The organism is Hymenobacter terricola, assembly GCF_017921975.2.
Lineage (GTDB): Bacteria > Bacteroidota > Bacteroidia > Cytophagales > Hymenobacteraceae > Hymenobacter > Hymenobacter terricola.
Window position 1 is genome coordinate 23,155 of sequence record NZ_JAGEMO020000035.1, and the last position, 16,335, is coordinate 39,489.

The 16,335-nt window shown below is 63.0% G+C and carries 12 protein-coding genes; 6 read left to right on the plus strand and 6 right to left on the minus strand.

The genetic code is table 11. The features are described 5' to 3' along the window. Positions 1 to 80: 80 nt before the first annotated feature. Positions 81 to 638: a DUF2062 domain-containing protein gene (locus J4G38_RS19000; RefSeq protein ID WP_210519001.1), complete on the plus strand. Its 558-nt coding sequence runs from the start codon at positions 81 to 83 to the stop codon at positions 636 to 638. Positions 639 to 642: 4 nt separating this feature from the next. On the opposite strand, the gene J4G38_RS19005 is transcribed toward J4G38_RS19000, so the two are convergent. Further along, positions 643 to 1,170, minus strand: a complete 528-nt coding sequence (locus J4G38_RS19005; protein ID WP_210518999.1) for an NADPH-dependent FMN reductase — start codon at positions 1,168 to 1,170, stop codon at positions 643 to 645. A 157-nt stretch (positions 1,171 to 1,327) separates the two neighbouring features. Between J4G38_RS19005 and J4G38_RS19010 the strand changes: the two genes are divergently transcribed. The 3 genes from J4G38_RS19010 (at position 1,328) to J4G38_RS19020 (ending at position 5,833) form a co-directional block, all read left to right on the plus strand. Continuing rightward, positions 1,328 to 2,281, plus strand: coding sequence for a cation diffusion facilitator family transporter (locus tag J4G38_RS19010; protein WP_210518997.1), 954 nt, complete (start codon positions 1,328 to 1,330; stop codon positions 2,279 to 2,281). Positions 2,282 to 2,534: 253 nt separating this feature from the next. Then, entirely contained in the window at positions 2,535 to 4,247 is a 1,713-nt protein-coding gene (locus J4G38_RS19015) for a S8 family peptidase (RefSeq protein ID WP_210518995.1), read from the plus strand. A 200-nt stretch (positions 4,248 to 4,447) separates the two neighbouring features. Further along, on the plus strand, positions 4,448 to 5,833 hold the full coding sequence (locus J4G38_RS19020; protein ID WP_210518993.1) for a hypothetical protein: 1,386 nt from the start codon (positions 4,448 to 4,450) through the stop codon (positions 5,831 to 5,833). A 55-nt stretch (positions 5,834 to 5,888) separates the two neighbouring features. Here J4G38_RS19020 and J4G38_RS19025 read toward each other — a convergent pair whose 3' ends face one another. After that, positions 5,889 to 6,404 (minus strand): carboxypeptidase regulatory-like domain-containing protein, encoded by a 516-nt coding sequence (locus tag J4G38_RS19025; RefSeq protein ID WP_210518991.1) that lies wholly within the window; start codon positions 6,402 to 6,404, stop codon positions 5,889 to 5,891. Positions 6,405 to 6,857: 453 nt separating this feature from the next. Continuing rightward, positions 6,858 to 8,063 (minus strand): MFS transporter, encoded by a 1,206-nt coding sequence (locus tag J4G38_RS19030; RefSeq protein WP_226163557.1) that lies wholly within the window; start codon positions 8,061 to 8,063, stop codon positions 6,858 to 6,860. Positions 8,064 to 8,112: 49 nt separating this feature from the next. Here J4G38_RS19030 and J4G38_RS19035 point away from each other — a divergent pair, with 49 nt between their 5' ends. Next, entirely contained in the window at positions 8,113 to 9,276 is a 1,164-nt protein-coding gene (locus J4G38_RS19035; protein WP_210518986.1) for an MFS transporter, read from the plus strand. Positions 9,277 to 9,358: 82 nt separating this feature from the next. Here the strand turns inward: J4G38_RS19035 and J4G38_RS19040 are convergent, their stop codons facing one another. The 3 genes from J4G38_RS19040 to J4G38_RS19050 form a co-directional block, all read right to left on the minus strand. Continuing rightward, on the minus strand, positions 9,359 to 10,114 hold the full coding sequence (locus J4G38_RS19040) for a succinate dehydrogenase/fumarate reductase iron-sulfur subunit (protein ID WP_210518984.1): 756 nt from the start codon (positions 10,112 to 10,114) through the stop codon (positions 9,359 to 9,361). 143 nt (positions 10,115 to 10,257) lie between these two features. Further along, a complete protein-coding gene (locus J4G38_RS19045) occupies positions 10,258 to 12,192 on the minus strand; it encodes a fumarate reductase/succinate dehydrogenase flavoprotein subunit (protein WP_210518981.1) in 1,935 nt (644 codons plus the stop codon). 102 nt (positions 12,193 to 12,294) lie between these two features. Beyond that, entirely contained in the window at positions 12,295 to 13,053 is a 759-nt protein-coding gene (locus J4G38_RS19050) for a succinate dehydrogenase cytochrome b subunit (protein ID WP_210518979.1), read from the minus strand. A gap of 277 nt (positions 13,054 to 13,330) precedes the next feature. Between J4G38_RS19050 and J4G38_RS19055 the strand changes: the two genes are divergently transcribed. After that, positions 13,331 to 16,288: a T9SS type B sorting domain-containing protein gene (locus tag J4G38_RS19055; protein WP_210518977.1), complete on the plus strand. Its 2,958-nt coding sequence runs from the start codon at positions 13,331 to 13,333 to the stop codon at positions 16,286 to 16,288. Positions 16,289 to 16,335 lie beyond the last annotated feature (47 nt).

Below are 16,335 nucleotides of genomic sequence, written 5' to 3' on the forward strand. Positions count from 1 at the left end.
AGCCGGGACCCTACTGGCGGCTGCCTGCGCCGTGCCCGCCATCCCGGGCTAATCTGCGGAGCACGACTCCGGCTCCGCCTATGCTTAATCCACCGCCTCCGCCCGTTTCTGAATCCACCGCTACAGCATCGGGGGCACCGGTGGGCTGGCTGCAGCGGCGGGTGGTTGCCCCATTGGTGGGCTTGCTGCGGCAAGGGCTGGCGCCCGAGCAGCTGGCGCTCACCGTGGCGCTGGGCATTGCCGCGGGCGTGGTGCCGGTGCTCGGGGGCATTGCCCCGGTAGCCACGCTGGTTGCCCTGCGCCTGCGCCTGAACATGGCGGCCATTCAGCTCATCAGCCACCTGATGACGCCCCTGCAGCTGCTGCTGCTGGTGCCACTGCTGCACCTGGGAGCCCGCCTGCTGGGCAATGCTCAGGAGCAAAACATCACCCTCGTCCAGGTGCGCCAGCTGTTTGCCCACGACTGGCGGGCCGCCCTGCACCTGCTGTGGCGCGCCGAATTGGGCGCGGTGCTGCTGTGGCTGCTGGGGTCCGTGCCCGTGGTAGCGGTGCTGTATTTCGTGCTGCGGCCGCTGTTTCGGCGCCTGGCCCGGCGCGTAACGGCGGGCAAGCCTGCGGCGGACCCGCCAGCGCAGTAGCGCGCTAAAACGCCAGCAGGGCCTCGGCCTGCTCGCGCAGGAGCTGGCGCGACAGGTCGTGGTTGAGACCGTCCTCGGCGTTCAAATCCTGGTTGATGAAGGGCAGGCGCACGCGCTGGGGCAGCACGGCCGTGCCGAGGTACATCAGCACGTCGGTGAGGTGGGCCATGGCCAGCAGGCCGCCCTGGCCGCCGCTGCTCAGGCCCACCAGCGCCGCTTTTTTGCCCTGAATGCCGCCGGGGTACGACAGCCCGTCGATAAAGGCCTTGAGCGCGCCGGGGAAAGAGGCGTTGTATTCCGGGGTAATAATCACCAGCTTATTGCCGGCGTCGAGCATGTGAGCCAAGCGGTTGAATTCCGCGTGAGTGCCTGCGTTGTGGTACAGCGCCGTGCCAATAAAATCAACCGGCAGCTCGGCCAAATCCAGGATTTGGCTCTCGGCGCCCAGGTCCGTGAGGACGGTGCGGTAGTAGTTGGCAATGCGGCGGGCGCGGGAGTTGGGCCGGTTGGTACCAGCGAGGACGGTTATCAAAATGCGAATGACTAACGGGTTGCTGGGCTGCTAACCCGCTAGCCCGGCCCTAGGTTACGAGCAGCCAGGCAGATTAGGCATTTTCGATTCTGTTTATTTACGAAACCGCGATGGCCCGGCCTTAGCCCCGAGGTCGCCCCGCCGTATTCCCCGCCCTATGCCTACTTCTGCCGGCGCTTCTTCCAAGCTTACCATTGTGGCCGCGCTGGCGGCTAACCTGGGCATTGCCACCATCAAGTTTATCGCGGCGGGGTTCACGGGCAGCTCGGCCATGCTGGCCGAAGCCATCCATTCGCTGGTGGACACGGCCAACGAGTGGCTCCTGCTGCTGGGCCTGCGCCGCAGCCAGCAGCCGGCCAGCGCCGAGCGGCCCTTCGGCTACGGCCGCGAGCTGTATTTCTGGTCGTTCATGGTGGCCATTTTCATCTTCTCCATCGGCGGCGGCCTTTCGCTCTACGAAGGCGCGGAGCAGGTGCGGCACCCCACGCCGCTGCACGACCCCACCTGGAACTACGTGGTGCTGGCCCTGGCCTTCTGCTTCGATGGCACGTCGTTTCTGGTGGCGCGCCGGGCCTTCAATGCCCAGCGCAGGCGCACCGGGCAGGGCCGGCAGTCGTTTTGGGCCGCCTTCCGGGCCAGCAAGGACCCCTCTACCTTTGTGGTGCTCTTCGAGGATGGGTCCGATTTGCTGGGGCTGCTCATTGCCTTTCTGGGGGTTTTCCTCAGCCACCAGCTGCACCAGCCGGCCCTCGATGGCGTGGCTTCGCTGCTCATTGGCCTGCTGCTGCTGGTAGTGGCCGCCATTCTGCTGCGCGAAACCAAGAGCCTGCTGCTGGGCGAGCCCGCCGAGCCGGCCCTGCTCCGCCAGCTCACCGCCCTGGCCCGGGCCGAGCCGGCCGTGGTGCGCACGGCCCCGCCGCTCTCGTCCTACCTCAGCGCCCATGAGCTGCTGGTGGTGCTGCTGGTGGAGTTTGCCCCCGAGCTGCCGGCCCGCGAGCTTACCCAGACGGTGGAGCGGATTTGCGCCGCCATCCGCACCCAGCATCCCGATGTGAAGCATGTATTCGTGCAGCCCGTGGGGCCGGGCCGTTCGGGGCACAGTGAGTACTAATAAACTGATGGCGCAGGGAAGTCCCCGGTAGGGCCGTGCCCCGTGCCGCTTACTTGCGGGCCTCCGGCTTGCGTGCAGCAGCCACGCGAACTGCTTTGCGGTGCTCGGCCACGACCCGCCCAACCCCCAATTCCTTAACAGCGCCTTTTTTTGTTAAGAATTGTTTTTAATTCATATTTACATATTGAATAGAATAAGGCTGCACTTGGTCTTTTGTGGCGCGCTCGTTCATCCTTTTCGGCAAAACCATTTTATGGACCCATTCCAAAGTTTCGATTTTGGTCCCAAGCCGTTCGAGCCGGCCACGTTGTACCAGAGCATTATTGCCATGCCCCTGCGCCAGGAGCTGCGGAATGAGCGGATGCGCCTGAACCTCCAGGAGCAGCTGTTCGACCAGGTGGAGCAATGGCAACCCGGTGAGGCCGTTGCGCCGGACCTGATTGACACCATTCGGATGTGGAACGCGGCCGGGTTTGAGTTCGGCCTGCCCGCGCTCTTCAGCATCATCATCGACCTGAACCTGGAATACTCGGGTCAGCAGGATGGCACTGAGCCCGGATACGCCGGGGGCCGGGGGGGCGCGGTGAAATGGGTGGTGGACACGCTCAACCACTTGGTGGAGGACCTGACGGTGGTGGAGGACCACAAGCGCTTCGGCCTGAACGCCGATACCAACCCCAAAAACCAGTACAGCCAGCAGTACCTGTTCGTGAAAGCCGAAGCCGACGTGGTAGTGGCCCTGGTGCGGGCCGACCGCCACGAGGAGCGCAAAACCGGCCCGACGGCTCCCAATGGGTCGCAAAAAACCGGGCCCCGGGCCATCTACCACATCTGGACCGATTTTAAAATCCGGGCCCAATTGAACAAGTCCATCTCGACGGTGAAGGGTGACGCGGCCCACGCCGCCTACTCGGCTTTCGGCGAAGACATTGTGTGGGCCGTGATGGATTCCGGCATCGACCAGACCCACCGCCACTTTGCCGAGCACCAGAACCTGGCCCTGACCTCGCCGCTCAAGCACACCGATTTTACCGGGGCGGCCCAGGCCCCCAACGGCGACTCGGCCGCCGTGCGCGACGAGGCCGGGCACGGCACCCACGTCGCCGGCATCATCGGCGGGGCCTGGGTGCCGGCCGATGACAACGACGGCCCCACCGTGTACACCCGGCAGCGCGACGACGGCGGCACCGTCACCTACGCGCCCGTGCCGCTGAAAAGCATCGGCGGCGTGGCCTCCAAGTGCAAGCTGATGAGCCTGAAAGTGCTGGACGAAAACGGCGACGGCGAAGTCAGCAACCTGATTGCCGCCATTGCCATGGTGCAGGATATCAACGGCTACGGCCGCCACCTGCTGGTGCACGGCGTGAACATGAGCGTGGGCTACGCCTTCGACCCCGAGTGGTTTGCCTGCGGCCAAAGCCCCATTTGCGTGGAGGTGGACCGGCTGGTGCGCTCGGGCGTGGTGGTGGTGGCCGCCGCCGGCAACACCGGCTACGGCACCGCCCAAAGCCAGTTCAACGGCGTGATTTCGGCCGGCCTGCCCTTCACCATCAACGACCCCGGCAATGCCGAAATGGCCATCACCGTGGGCTCGACGCACCGCGAAATGCCCCACACCTACGGCGTGTCGTACTTCTCCTCGAAGGGGCCCACCGGCGACGGCCGCCCCAAGCCCGACCTGGTGGCGCCGGGCGAAAAAATCCTGTCCTGCGCCGCCGGCACCCTCCTGCACGACATGACGGACCAGGGCCTGAAGTGCGACTACATCGAAGACAGCGGCACGAGCATGGCCGCCCCGCACGTTTCGGGCGTGGTGGCGGCCTTCCTGTCCATCCGGCGCGAGTTCATCGGCCACCCCGAGCGGGTGAAGGAGATTTTCATGAGCACGGCCACCGACCTCAAGCGCGAAAAATACTTCCAGGGCGCGGGTCTGGTGGATTTGATGCGGGCCATTCAATCGGTGTAGGGTGCCTACACCAGGAAAGAATTGAACGTCATGCTGAGCGCAGTCGAAGCATCTCGCGTGCTACACTAATCCATGCTAACGTAACGAAGCGGTAGGGATGCTTCGACAAGCGGACGCCAGATGAAGCATGACGTTCTTAAGTAATAGTGAACCCGAACAAACTACGCTACTTCAATTCTTTCCACTTTCGCTCAATTCCCATGGACGGCTCCCAGCAATTCTCATTCTTCCCCGTCGAGTTCACCAAAGACGGCACTCTGTTCGCCCCCGCCCAGGCGCAGGCCCTGCTCGACGGCCTGCACCAGGCCCAGGCCACCGATTTGCTGGTGCTTTCGCACGGCTGGAACAACGACATGGCCGATGCCCGCGACCTCTACCAGCGCTTTCTGGCCGAAGTGCAGGGCGTGCTGAACAACCCCGCCGCCCACCTTGACCTGGCCGCCCGCCGCCTGGTGGTGATGGGCGTGCTGTGGCCGTCCAAGAAATTTGCCGATGCCCAGCTGATTCCCGGGGCCGCCGCCGGCACCAATGCCGGCATCAGCAACGCCATGCTGGTGGCCGAGCTGGAACGCCTCAAAAGCACCGCCGATGCCAGCCCCACCAGCCCGCAGCTCAAAGGCACCTTCGCCCCGGCCGATGCCGACGCCCGGCTCACCGAGGCCCAGGCCCTGGTGCCCCGCCTGGAAAACGAGCCCGCCGCCCGGCAGCAGTTCGTGGACCTGCTGCGCGGCCTGCTGCCCGCCCACGACCAGGCCGTGGATTTCGACGAGGCTGCGAAGTTTCGCACCCTGAGCAGCGAATCGCTGTTCGACAAGCTAAAAACCCCGCCTCCCACGGCCTCAATGCCAACTGGCACCGGCACTGGCCATCCGGCCCCGGCCGTGCCAGCCCCCACAGTGGGCCACGCCTCAGGCATTGGCAGCAGCTTCTTTGGCGGCATCAAAGCGGCGGCGATGAACGCGCTGAACCTGACCACCTACTACCAGATGAAGGAGCGGGCGGGCACCGTGGGCCAGGGCGGCGTGAATGAATTGCTCCGGCGCATCCGGGCCGACCAGCAGCTGAAGAACCTTAAGATTCACCTCGTGGGGCACAGCTTTGGGTGCCGGCTGCTCACGGCCGCCACGGCGGGGGCCGACGCGGGCTCCAGTGCGCCGGTCAGCTCAATGACGCTGCTGCAAGGCGCCTTTTCGCACTTTGGTTTTTCGGACAAATACGACGGCCAGCACGACGGCTTCTTTCGGCGGGTGCTCCGCGACCGCACCGTCAGCGGCCCCATCGTGGTCAGCCACACCCGCAACGACAGCGCCGTGGGCACCATGTATCCGCTGGCCTCCCGGCTGGCCGGCCAGGTGGCCCAGGGCATTGTGGGCGGGCCCAACGACCCCTACGGCGGCCTGGGCAGCAACGGCGCCCAAAAGACCCCGGAAGCCACCAATGGCCAGCTGGAAGACGTGGGTTTTGCCTACGCCTTCGGGCCGGGGCAGGTGTGCAACCTGCAAGCCGACAAATACATCAGCGGGCATTCCGATATCTGCCATCCGCAAACGGCGTATGCCTTTTTAAAAGGGCTGGCCGCCACATAGCCAGCGCGCCCGGGCAGCCTCGGCCCCCGGTTGGGGTTAGCAGGCGGACTGCTTCTCAGTGAATCTTGCCGGTCAGTTTTGTCTTTTTAATGCGCCCGTCGGATTTGAAGCGGGTGCCGGGCAGCGGTTCCAGGGTGACGTCCAGCGGCTTGCAATTGGCCAGCGGTATCTCAATGCTGCTGTAGCCGGCTGCCGTGACTTCCAGCACTGTATTGCGCGGGATGGCCTGGTTGGCCGTGACCATGTATTTGCCTTCGGAGTTGGTAATGTACGCGTCGCCACTGAGTGCCCTGTTGCGGCTGCGCAACATCACGGAGGCCCCCGTCAGTGGGTAGTCGAACCTATCGGTCACGCGGCCGGTGAGCACGCGGCAGTCAAGCTCATCGGCCAGCCCCTGCACCGGAGCCGGAGCCGGAGCCGTCGGTTGGGTAGTGGCCGGTCCCGCAGCAGGCTGTACCGGCTTGGGCATAGCAACAGGCTGTACCGGCTTGGGCGTAGCAACAGGCTGCTGCGCCTGCACGACCGTGCCAATCAGCAGCAAGGCCAGCATTAGGATGAGGAGATGCTTCATGGGGGTGGGAAAATAGCGGAATACGAAAAGTAAATAGCGGCGAAAAAATGCTTGGGCAACGGGGACTCGCAAGCCAGGGGGCAATCATCTAATATAAAATGGGATTTAGACTTAAGTCAGAATCGTAACAGCTGTTTAACTAAGGCAATATAACAGGTATTTGCATCATAAGTCGTAAATCGCTCAGTGAAAAAGCTGTAAATGAATTTGTAGGCGTGTTTGCTGCACCGGCCAAGAGCGTTAAGCTAAGTGTGATTGACTGGTTTGGAAGTGAATGCAATTTGCATTTTAAGAATAACGGCCTTGCCGTTGAAATGGAGTTTAAATTCGCGTTGATTTACGCCGCCGCATTGGGTGCCAGCTGATGTGCAGCACTATTTGCACGCACAAAAGGCGCGGCAGTATAGCTGCTGCGCCTTTTGTCTTGGTTAGTGGCTGAGTGTGGACTGCCGGCTACTTACGTGCTGCCAGCCCCGCCACCGCTGCCAGGCACAGCGCAAACCACGCCCACGGCAGCCGCAAATCCAGCACCGACAGTCCGCCGAAAACCAGCGTCGTGGTCACGCTGGCCAGGGATTGAAAAGCCTGGTTGAGCCCGAAAATTTCGCCCCGGTCGGCCTCGGTGGTGTGGCGGGCCAACCGGCCTTCCAGCAGCCCCTGGATGAGCGACAGCGTGCAGCAGTCGAGCGTGACCAGCCCGTAAAACGCCAGCTTCGAGGTGCCCACCAGCCCGTAGCCGAGCAGCACCGGGGCGCCCAGCACCGCCAGCCACACAATGGCGCGCCGCTGGTTGATGCGGTCGGCAAGGAAGGTGAAAAACCCGTAATTCAGCACAATGCTCAGCCCCCCAAAGAAGATGAACAGGTAGGAAATGCCCCGCGCATCCAGTTTCAGCGGCCCCAGACTCACAAAGGGCACAAAGTAGAAATAATAGCCCGTGCTGAGCGTAAGGGCTACTTGCGTGAGCACAATGCGCCGGATGCCGGGGTTGCTGGCATTTTTGGCGCGCAGCCGCGCCCACAGCGTGAGCGGGTTGACGCTCAGGGCCAGCTCGGCGCGCAGCTCGGCTCCGCGCACATCGTTGCGCTGGCGGTGGGTTTCGGGCAGCAGGCAGCTCAGCAGCACGTTCAGGGCGGCCAGGGCCACGGCCAGGCGCACCACGTAGGTGGCCTGCTGCCCGGTCGGCACTCGCAGCACCGTGAGCAGCAGGCCGGCGGCCATGGGCCCCAGCACGAAGCCCAGCGAGATTATCGCGCCTTCAATTCCCTGGTTGCGAAACAGCCGTTCCGGCGTCGATACGTCGGTAATGGCCGAGCGGGCCGTGGCGTACATCCCGTTGGTTAGCCCATCCGACACGCGGTTTACAAAATATAGCCCCGCCCGTACTGGCAGCAGCAGCACATTGGCCAGCAGCGTGCCCACCGCCGACAGGATGAAAATGGGCCGCCGCCCGTAGCCGTCGCTCAGCCGCCCCAGCAGCGGGGCCGAAAACAGCTGCACCCCCAGAAAAACCCCCGTACCCACACTCAGCCACAGCTGCGGCTCGCGCAGCCCGCGCACAAATTCCGGCATCACCGGTCCCACGGCAGCCCCTACCACCACGTCCACCAGAATGATGGCGTAGAGCAAATACAAGCGGCGGTCGGGTGGGGGAGGCACGGGGCAAAAGTAGCCCCGTGCCACTGGCCGCGTTACTTTTGCGCGCGCTATGAATGAAGTTGAAGTGTTGGCAGCGCCCGAAATTTCGCCCCGCCGGGCCCGCGTTGCCATTGCGCTGTTCTTTTTCGTTTCCGGCTTTGGGTTTGCCACCTGGGCTTCGCGCATTCCCATCATTCAGCACCGGCTGGGGCTAAATGAGGCCCAATTGGGGGCCGTGCTGCTGGCCCTGCCCGCCGGCCTGATGCTGACCTTGCCCGTAACGGGCCGCCTGCTGCAACGCTTCAGCAGCCGCCAGGTAATGCTGGCCGGGGCCGTGCTCTACAACCTCGCGCTGAGCTTGCTGGGCCTGGCGGCGCACCCGTGGCAGCTGGCCGGGCTGCTGTTCTGCTTCGGCTGCTCGCGCAACCTGCTCAACCTGTCCGTCAATGCCCAGTCGGTGGGCTTGCAGGCCCGGTATTCCCGGTCCATCATCGCCACGTTTCATGGCATCTGGAGCGTGGCGGGCTTTGCCGCAGCGGGGCTGGGGGCGCTGCTGATTAGAGCCGAGGTAACCACCACCACCCATTTGGTGGCCGTGTCGGTTGGGCTCACGGCCCTGGCTTTGGCTTTCTTTCCGGGCACGCTGGCGTTGCCGCCCGCGCCCGCCGCGAGGTCTTTTTTCTCCTGGCCCGACAAAACCGTGCTGAAATACGGCCTCATCACCTTCGCCTCCATGGCCTGCGAAGGCACTTTCTACGACTGGAGCGGCGTGTATTTCACCGAAGCCGTGCACGCGCCTAAAGCGCAGGCCGCCGTCGGCTTCACGCTCTACATGGTGGCCATGACCACCGGCCGCTTCCTCGGCGACTGGCTGGTGGGCCGCTTCGGCATCAAGCCCATCCTCCAGACCAGCGGCCTGCTGATGAGCACCGGCCTGTTGCTGGCCGCCGCGTTTCCCACGCCGCTCGCGGCAGGCCTGGGCTTCGTGCTGGGCGGGCTGGGCGTGTCGTGCGTGGTGCCGCTGGTGTTCAGCCTGGTGGGCCGGGCCAACCCGCTCGGGGCCGGCGCGGCCATTGCTTCCGTGTCAACCGTGAGCTACTTCGGCTTCCTGATGGTGCCGCCGCTGGTGGGCTTCGTGGCCAAAGCGGCCAGCCTGCGCTGGTCGTTCGCCCTGGTGGCCGTGCTGGGTGGCCTGGTGGTGTGGCTGGTGCCCAAGCTGCAGGAGGAAGGGTAGGGCACAGCTTCCGGTGAGCCGGACATAAAAAGAGCGCGACGGATGCCCGTCGCGCTCTTTCACTTTTAGGCGTTGCCGGCTTCTACGCCAGGTTATTCGACGTAGCCTTGGCCGCCAGGAACTCGCGGTTTAGAATGGCAATATTTTCCAGCGAAATGCCCACCGGGCACTCGGCCGCGCACGAACCAATGTTGGTGCACGCCCCAAAGCCTTCCTTGTCCATTTGGGCCACCATGTTTTCGACGCGGGTTTTGCGCTCGACGTGGCCCTGCGGCAACAAGGCGAGCTGCGAAACCTTGGCCGATACAAACAGCATGGCCGAGGCATTCTTACAAGCCGCCACGCAGGCGCCGCAACCAATGCAGGTAGCCGCCTCAAAGGCCCGGTCTGAAATTTCCTTTGGAATCGGAATCTCATTGCCGTCGGGCGCGCCGCCGGTGTTCACGCTCACGTAGCCACCGGCCTGAATAATGCGGTCGAAGGCTGAGCGGTCCACGCTCAGGTCTTTGTTTACCGGGAAGGCGTTGGCACGCCAGGGTTCAATGGTGATGGTGTCGCCATCCGAAAACTTGCGCATATGCAGCTGGCAGGTCGTGGTGCCCTTCTCGGGCCCGTGGCTGCGGCCGTTGATGAACAAGTCGCACGAACCGCAGATGCCTTCGCGGCAGTCGTGGTCGAAGGCCACCGGGTCGTCGCCCTTGCGGAGCAGGTCTTCGTTCAGCACGTCAAGCATTTCCAGAAAGGACATATCGGGCGAAATGTCCTTCACTTGGTACTCCACAATCTTTCCCGACGTGTGGCGCCCTGCCTGGCGCCACACGTTCAAGGTCAGGTTCATCGGTTTAGCGTTGGGGTTGGAACCGGCCATCTTTTTGAGTTATGAGTTATGAGTCAAAAGTTATGAATTAAAAGCTTGATAAATTGGCAATTCCAAGGGGTTGCCAAACTCATAACTTTTAACTCATAACTCATAACTCAAATTTATTTGTAGCTGCGCTGCGTCAGCTTCACGTTTTCAAATACCAGCTCTTCCTTGTTGAGCTTCTCGGGCTGGTTATCACCCTGGTACTCCCAGGCCGCCACGTAGGCGTAGTGCTCATCGTCGCGCAACGCCTCACCCTCGGGGGTCTGGTACTCCTCGCGGAAGTGGCCGCCGCAGCTTTCGTTGCGGTCCAGGGCATCATCAATCATCAGCTCGCCCAGCTCCAGAAAATCGGCCACGCGGCCAGCTTTCTCCAGGGTCTGGTTCAGTTCCTCGCCGGTACCCACCACGCGCACATCGCTCCAGAACTCCTTGCGCAGCTTCTGGATTTCGGCTTTGGCGTGGCGCAGGCCTTCGGCGTTGCGGGCCATGCCGCAATATTCCCACATGATGTGGCCCAAGGCCTTATGGAAATCATCCGGGGTGCGGGTGCCTTTGATGTTGAGCAGCGTTTCGGTGCGGGCCTGCACGCCGGCCTTCGCCTCGGCAAAGGCGGGGTGGTTGGCATCCACTGGCTTGGGCGGCGTTTGAGCCAGGTAATCGCCGATGGTGTACGGAATTACGAAGTAGCCATCGGCCAGGCCCTGCATCAGGGCCGAAGCGCCGAGGCGGTTGGCGCCGTGGTCCGAGAAGTTGCATTCGCCCGTAGCGTAGAGGCCGGGCACGGTGGTTTGCAGGTTGTAATCAACCCACAGGCCACCCATGGTGTAGTGCACGGCGGGGTAAATCCGCATCGGCAGCTCGTAGGGGTTTTCGCCGGTGATTTTCTCGTACATGGCAAACAGGTTGCCGTACTTCTGGCTCACCGCCTCGGCGCTGGTGCGCTGGATGATTTCGGCGAAGTCGAGGTACACGGCCAGGCCGGTGCTGCCCACGCCGCGGCCTTCGTCGCACATCAGCTTGGCGTTGCGGGAAGCCACGTCGCGTGGCACGAGGTTACCGAACGCCGGGTATTTGCGCTCCAGGAAGTAGTCGCGGTCGTCTTCTTTGATGTCGGCAACCTTGATTTCGCCTTTGCGCAGGCGCTGGGCCATCTCCACGGTTTTGGGCACCCACACGCGGCCGTCGTTGCGGAGCGATTCGGACATCAACGTGAGCTTCGACTGATAGTCGCCGCTCACCGGAATGCAGGTCGGGTGAATCTGGGTGAAGCAGGGGTTGGCGAAGTAAGCGCCTTTTTTGTGGGCGCGCCAGGCGGCCGTCACGTTGCACTGCTTGGCGTTGGTGCTCAGGTAGAACACGTTGCCGTAGCCGCCGGTGGCCAGCACCACCGCGTGGGCAGCGTGGTTCTCAACCTCGCCGGTGATGACGTTGCGCGTTACGATGCCGCGAGCTACGCCGTCAATCATCACCAAATCGAGCATTTCCGACCGGTTGTACATCTTCACCTTGCCGTAGGCAATCTGGCGGCTCAGGGCCGAGTAGGCCCCCAGTAGCAGCTGCTGTCCGGTCTGGCCCCGGGCGTAGAACGTCCGGCTTACCTGCGCCCCACCGAAGGAGCGGTTGGCCAGCAGGCCGCCGTATTCGCGGGCGAAGGGCACGCCCTGGGCCACGCACTGGTCAATGATGTTGACCGATACCTGGGCCAGGCGGTACACGTTGGCTTCGCGGGCGCGGTAGTCGCCGCCCTTGATGGTGTCGTAGAACAGGCGGAACACGGAGTCGCCGTCGTTCTGGTAGTTTTTAGCGGCGTTGATGCCGCCCTGCGCGGCGATGGAGTGCGCGCGGCGGGGCGAATCGTGGTAAGTGAAAGCCTTCACGTTGTAGCCCAGCTCGGCGAGCGAGGCGGCGGCCGAAGCGCCGGCCAGGCCCGTGCCGACCACAATCACGTCGTATTTCCGCTTGTTGGCGGGGTTCACAAGCTTGACGTTGAACTTGTGCTTGTCCCACTTTTCGGCGAGGGGGCCTTCGGGCGATTTGGAATCCAGCTGCATAGAGAAACGGAGTGGAGGAGTAACTGAGTGATTGTGCGATAGGGTAACAGCCGGACGCAGCAGGTGTTAGCGCGCGTCGGCGGTTTTATCGCCCCAAATCAATTAAAATGCCGAAGCCACGGCGTGCATAATGGGAGAGGCAATGGCCGCTTTGAGGTCGCCCTGGTCGTTGGTGAACAGGAAGAAGTACAGCGGCATGGCGGCAAAGGCGGCCGATACCACCACGGCAAAGGCGTAGCCGACGTACTTAATGACGGGCGTGTACTTGCGGTGGTTCAGGCCCAGGGTCTGAAAGCCGGAGCGGAAGCCGTGCCACAAATGGTAGCCGAGGCTGATTTGGGCGGCCACGTACAGCAGCACGTACCACCAGATGTGGAACGACGACACCACGGCCATGTAGAGGTTGTCGTAGTCGCGGGTTTCGGGGTTGTCGCCGCCCATTTTGTCCAAGCCACCGAAACGGGCGCGCCAGAAGAAGTTGTAGAGATGGACAATCAGGAATATGAGGATGATGCTGCCCAGAATGCCCATGTTACGGGAGGTCCACTCGCTGTTTTGCTCCGAGTGGTTGCTCACGTAGCCCGTGGCGCCACGGGCGGCCTTGTTGCGGCGCGTGAGGGCGAAAGCTTCAAAAATATGGAAGCCAAAACCCAGCACCAAGCCCCACTCAATGGTGCGGATGATGGGGTTGGTGCCCATGAAATGCGAATAGGTATTGAAAGCTGCGCCCTGGTCGTGCTTGAACAGCTGCAGGTTGCCAATCAGATGGACCACCAGAAACGTGCACAGAAACAGGCCCGTAAGTGCCATGATAATCTTCCGGCCGATGCTGCTGGTTAAAGTTTTTGTTATCCAACTCATATAGTAGCCAAACTTGGGAAGTGAAGAGGTATGTTTATATGGCTCAAAGGTAGGCCTCACCCGCTAACCGGACAACGTGCAAACGTTATTCGTACCCGGTAAGCGCGGCCATAAAAAACATTGGTTGGCGTGGTGAATCTATCCGCCGCTGGCATCGTTAACACGCACGGGCGCGGCGTAAAAAGCCGTTGAGCCCGCTTGGTATTTGGCCTTGGCTGCCGCTTGGCGGCCGGGCCGGGACTCAATCGTTCTTCTCTTACTTCTTGGTCAAGTTAGTATGATACAGGTTTCTCTACTTCGGGTTGGGGCGTTGGGGCGGGTGGCGCTGCTTTTGGTGGTGGTTGCCATGGGGCTGGGCCTGCGGCCGGATGCGGCCTGGGCTACGCACATCCGGGCGGGCGATATTCAGGCCAAGGTGGATACCACGGCCGCTCACAATCCGCGGCGGGTCTTTTTTAAGCTGACGCTGTACACGGATAATGCGCATCCCGTGCCGGAGGAAGTAGAAACGGTGTTTTTTGGCGATGGCACCTCCAGCTGCCTCGGCGGCATCCCACGGGACGGCGCGCCCAAGCCCATTCCCGGCAACACGGACACGAGCCTGAACATTTACTATTTTGACCATATTTACCCGTCAGCCGGCACCTTCACAGTGCAGTTCATTGGCGAAAACCGGGTGGCCGGGGTGCAGAACATGGACAACTCGGTCAACTTGTCCTTCTACATCAGCACCACCTTCAAGCTGGACCCCGCGCTGGGGCTCAACCACTCGCCGGTATTGCGGGCGCCAGCAATCGACAAAGCCGGCCTGAACCAGGTGTTTTTGCATAACCCGGCCGCCTTTGATGCGGATGGCGACTCGCTGGTCTTCAAGCTCCAGCCCTGCCAATACAACCCCGTGCTGGCCCAGTACGTGGTGGGTCCGCCCTGCGTGCCCGGCCCTGGCACCAACACGCCCACCCCGGCGGTATGCACGAATTACCGCTTGCCCAACGACCCCTCGGTTACGCCGGCCAGCGTGCCACCCATTCAGGTGGGGTATGGCGGGGTGCCGCCGGGGGTGCCGGGTGCCCCGGCCATTTTTCAAATAGATGTGAACACCGGCCAGATTACCTGGAATGCCCCGGTGGCCGTGGGCCCGTACAACGTGGCTTTTCGGGTGGAGGAATGGCGACGCACCCCGCTGGGACGTAGCAAGATTGGCGAAGTGGTGCGCGACATGCAGATTGTGGTGTCGGCCACCAACAACCTGCCGCCCACCATCACCATTCCGCCCGATATCTGCGTGATTGCGGGGCAGACCGTGACCGGCACCGTGACGGCCACCGATGGCGTGGGCCCTGGCAGCACCGCCCAAACGCCAATCTCACTGTTTGCCTATTCCGGCATTTTGCCCCCGGCCACGTTCACCCAGAGCCTGACCGGCCCACCGCAGGCCCGCGGCACCTTCACTTGGCAAACACAGTGCAATAACGTGGCCCAATTGCCGTACCTGGTGGTGTTCAAGGCCCAGGATACGCCTAACCCGCCCACGCCGACCAACCCGGTGCTGATTGATGAGAAAACGTGGCGAATAACCGTTGTTGGGCCGGCCCCGCAGGGCCTGCGAACGGCTCCTACCACCTCCGGGGGAATAAACAGCGCGGTGCTGAACTGGAACACGTACACCTGCGCCAACGCGTCCCGGATTTACATCTACCGCAAAGTCAACCCGTCGAGCTTTGTGCCCGGGCCTTGTGATACCGGCATTCCGGCCTCGGCGGGCTATACCCGCATCGGGTCGGTGGCGGCCAACGTTACAACTTTCACCGATAGCAACGTGAGCGCCAGCGGCACGGCGCAGGGCCTCGACCGGGGCCAGACCTACTGCTACCGCATCTACGCGGAGTTCCCGCTGCCAGCGGGCGGGGCCAGTATTGCTTCGCAGGAAGCCTGTGTGTCGTTCACGGGCAGCGCGGCCAGGATTGTGAAAGTAGACGTGGAAAACACGGGCGTGGCCAACGGCCAGGTGCAGGTGTGCTGGACCCAGCCGCGCGCCGCCGCCGGCACGGTGCTCGACGGCACGCCCAGCTACGTGCTGTCGCGCGGCGAGGGCCTGACACCCACGGCCTTCGCGCCCATCGCCACCCTCACGTCGCTGCTCGATACCTGCTATACTGATACCAACGTCAACACGCAGGACCTGCAGTTCACCTACAAGCTGGAGTTTGTGCGCACGTTCCCGCCGGCTGCCAACCTGCCGGCCGTGCGGGAGGCTTCGCCCACGGCCAGCAGCGTGCGGGTGAATGCCATCCCGGCCAATGCCGCCGCTTCGGCCGTCACCGTGAGCTGGACCTACAATGTGCCGTGGGACAATACGGCGCATCCGGCGGTGATTTTCCGCCGCACCGGCGGCACGGGCCCGTTCACACGCCTCGGCACGGCCCCCACCACGGCCACGGGCGGCAACTACGCCGACAGCGACCCCGGCCTGGTGAAAGGGCAGACGTACTGTTACTACGTGCAGACCGAGGGCCAGTACGCCGGCATTCCCTACCTCAGCTCGCTGCTGAACCGGAGCCAGCAGCGCTGCCTGGTGCTCACCAGCCCGCCCTGCATCCCGGTGCTCGCGCTGCAAACCACGAACTGCGACAGTTTGGCCGCGCTCCAGGAGTTTCCGGGCCTGGACCAGCGCTACGCCAACCATTTGCGCTGGAAAGTGGGCAATTTGCCCGCTGGCTGCGACGCCACCATTGCCAGCTACCGGGTGTACTACCGGCCCGCGCCCACGGGGCCTTTCACCCTGCTGGGCACCACCACCCAAACCAGCTACGTGCACACCGATTTGGCCTTCTCCGGCGGCTGCTACGCCGTGCAGGCCGTGGCCCCGAGCGGGGCGGTGAGCGACACGAGCAACGTGGCCTGCCAGGACAACTGCGTGTTTTTCAAGCTGCCCAACATCTTCACCCCCAACGGCGACGGGCAGAACGCCGTGTTCCGGCCCAGGAACAACAGCCCGGTGCGCAGCATCCACTTCAAGGCCTTCAACCGCTGGGGCGTGAAAGTCTTCGAAAACACCACCACCGCCAACGACCCGGTGCTCATAAACTGGGACGGCGGGGGGCCGACGGGCGAGGCAAACAGCATTGGGGCCAAGGTGGTGGACGGCATTTACTATTACCTGGCCGAAGTGGAGTTCGCCGACTTCGCCAACACCCGGCGCACCTACAAGGGCTGGGTTGAGATTGTGCGCTAGCGCCGCCTTGCTTCTGCGAATTGACGACAAAAAAAGGCTGCTCCGGG

Excerpts from the sequence above, each read along its gene's own strand:
- J4G38_RS19000 (WP_210519001.1), top strand. The coding sequence starts at position 81 with ATGCTTAATCCACCGCCTCCGCCCGTTTCTGAATCCACCGCTACAGCA.
- J4G38_RS19010 (WP_210518997.1), top strand. The coding sequence starts at position 1,328 with ATGCCTACTTCTGCCGGCGCTTCTTCCAAGCTTACCATTGTGGCCGCG.
- J4G38_RS19015 (WP_210518995.1), top strand. The coding sequence starts at position 2,535 with ATGGACCCATTCCAAAGTTTCGATTTTGGTCCCAAGCCGTTCGAGCCG.
- J4G38_RS19020 (WP_210518993.1), top strand. The coding sequence starts at position 4,448 with ATGGACGGCTCCCAGCAATTCTCATTCTTCCCCGTCGAGTTCACCAAA.
- J4G38_RS19025 (WP_210518991.1), bottom strand. The coding sequence starts at position 6,404 with ATGAAGCATCTCCTCATCCTAATGCTGGCCTTGCTGCTGATTGGCACG.
- J4G38_RS19035 (WP_210518986.1), top strand. The coding sequence starts at position 8,113 with ATGAATGAAGTTGAAGTGTTGGCAGCGCCCGAAATTTCGCCCCGCCGG.
- J4G38_RS19040 (WP_210518984.1), bottom strand. The coding sequence starts at position 10,114 with ATGAACCTGACCTTGAACGTGTGGCGCCAGGCAGGGCGCCACACGTCG.
- J4G38_RS19045 (WP_210518981.1), bottom strand. The coding sequence starts at position 12,192 with ATGCAGCTGGATTCCAAATCGCCCGAAGGCCCCCTCGCCGAAAAGTGG.
- J4G38_RS19050 (WP_210518979.1), bottom strand. The coding sequence starts at position 13,053 with ATGAGTTGGATAACAAAAACTTTAACCAGCAGCATCGGCCGGAAGATT.
- J4G38_RS19055 (WP_210518977.1), top strand. The coding sequence starts at position 13,331 with ATGATACAGGTTTCTCTACTTCGGGTTGGGGCGTTGGGGCGGGTGGCG.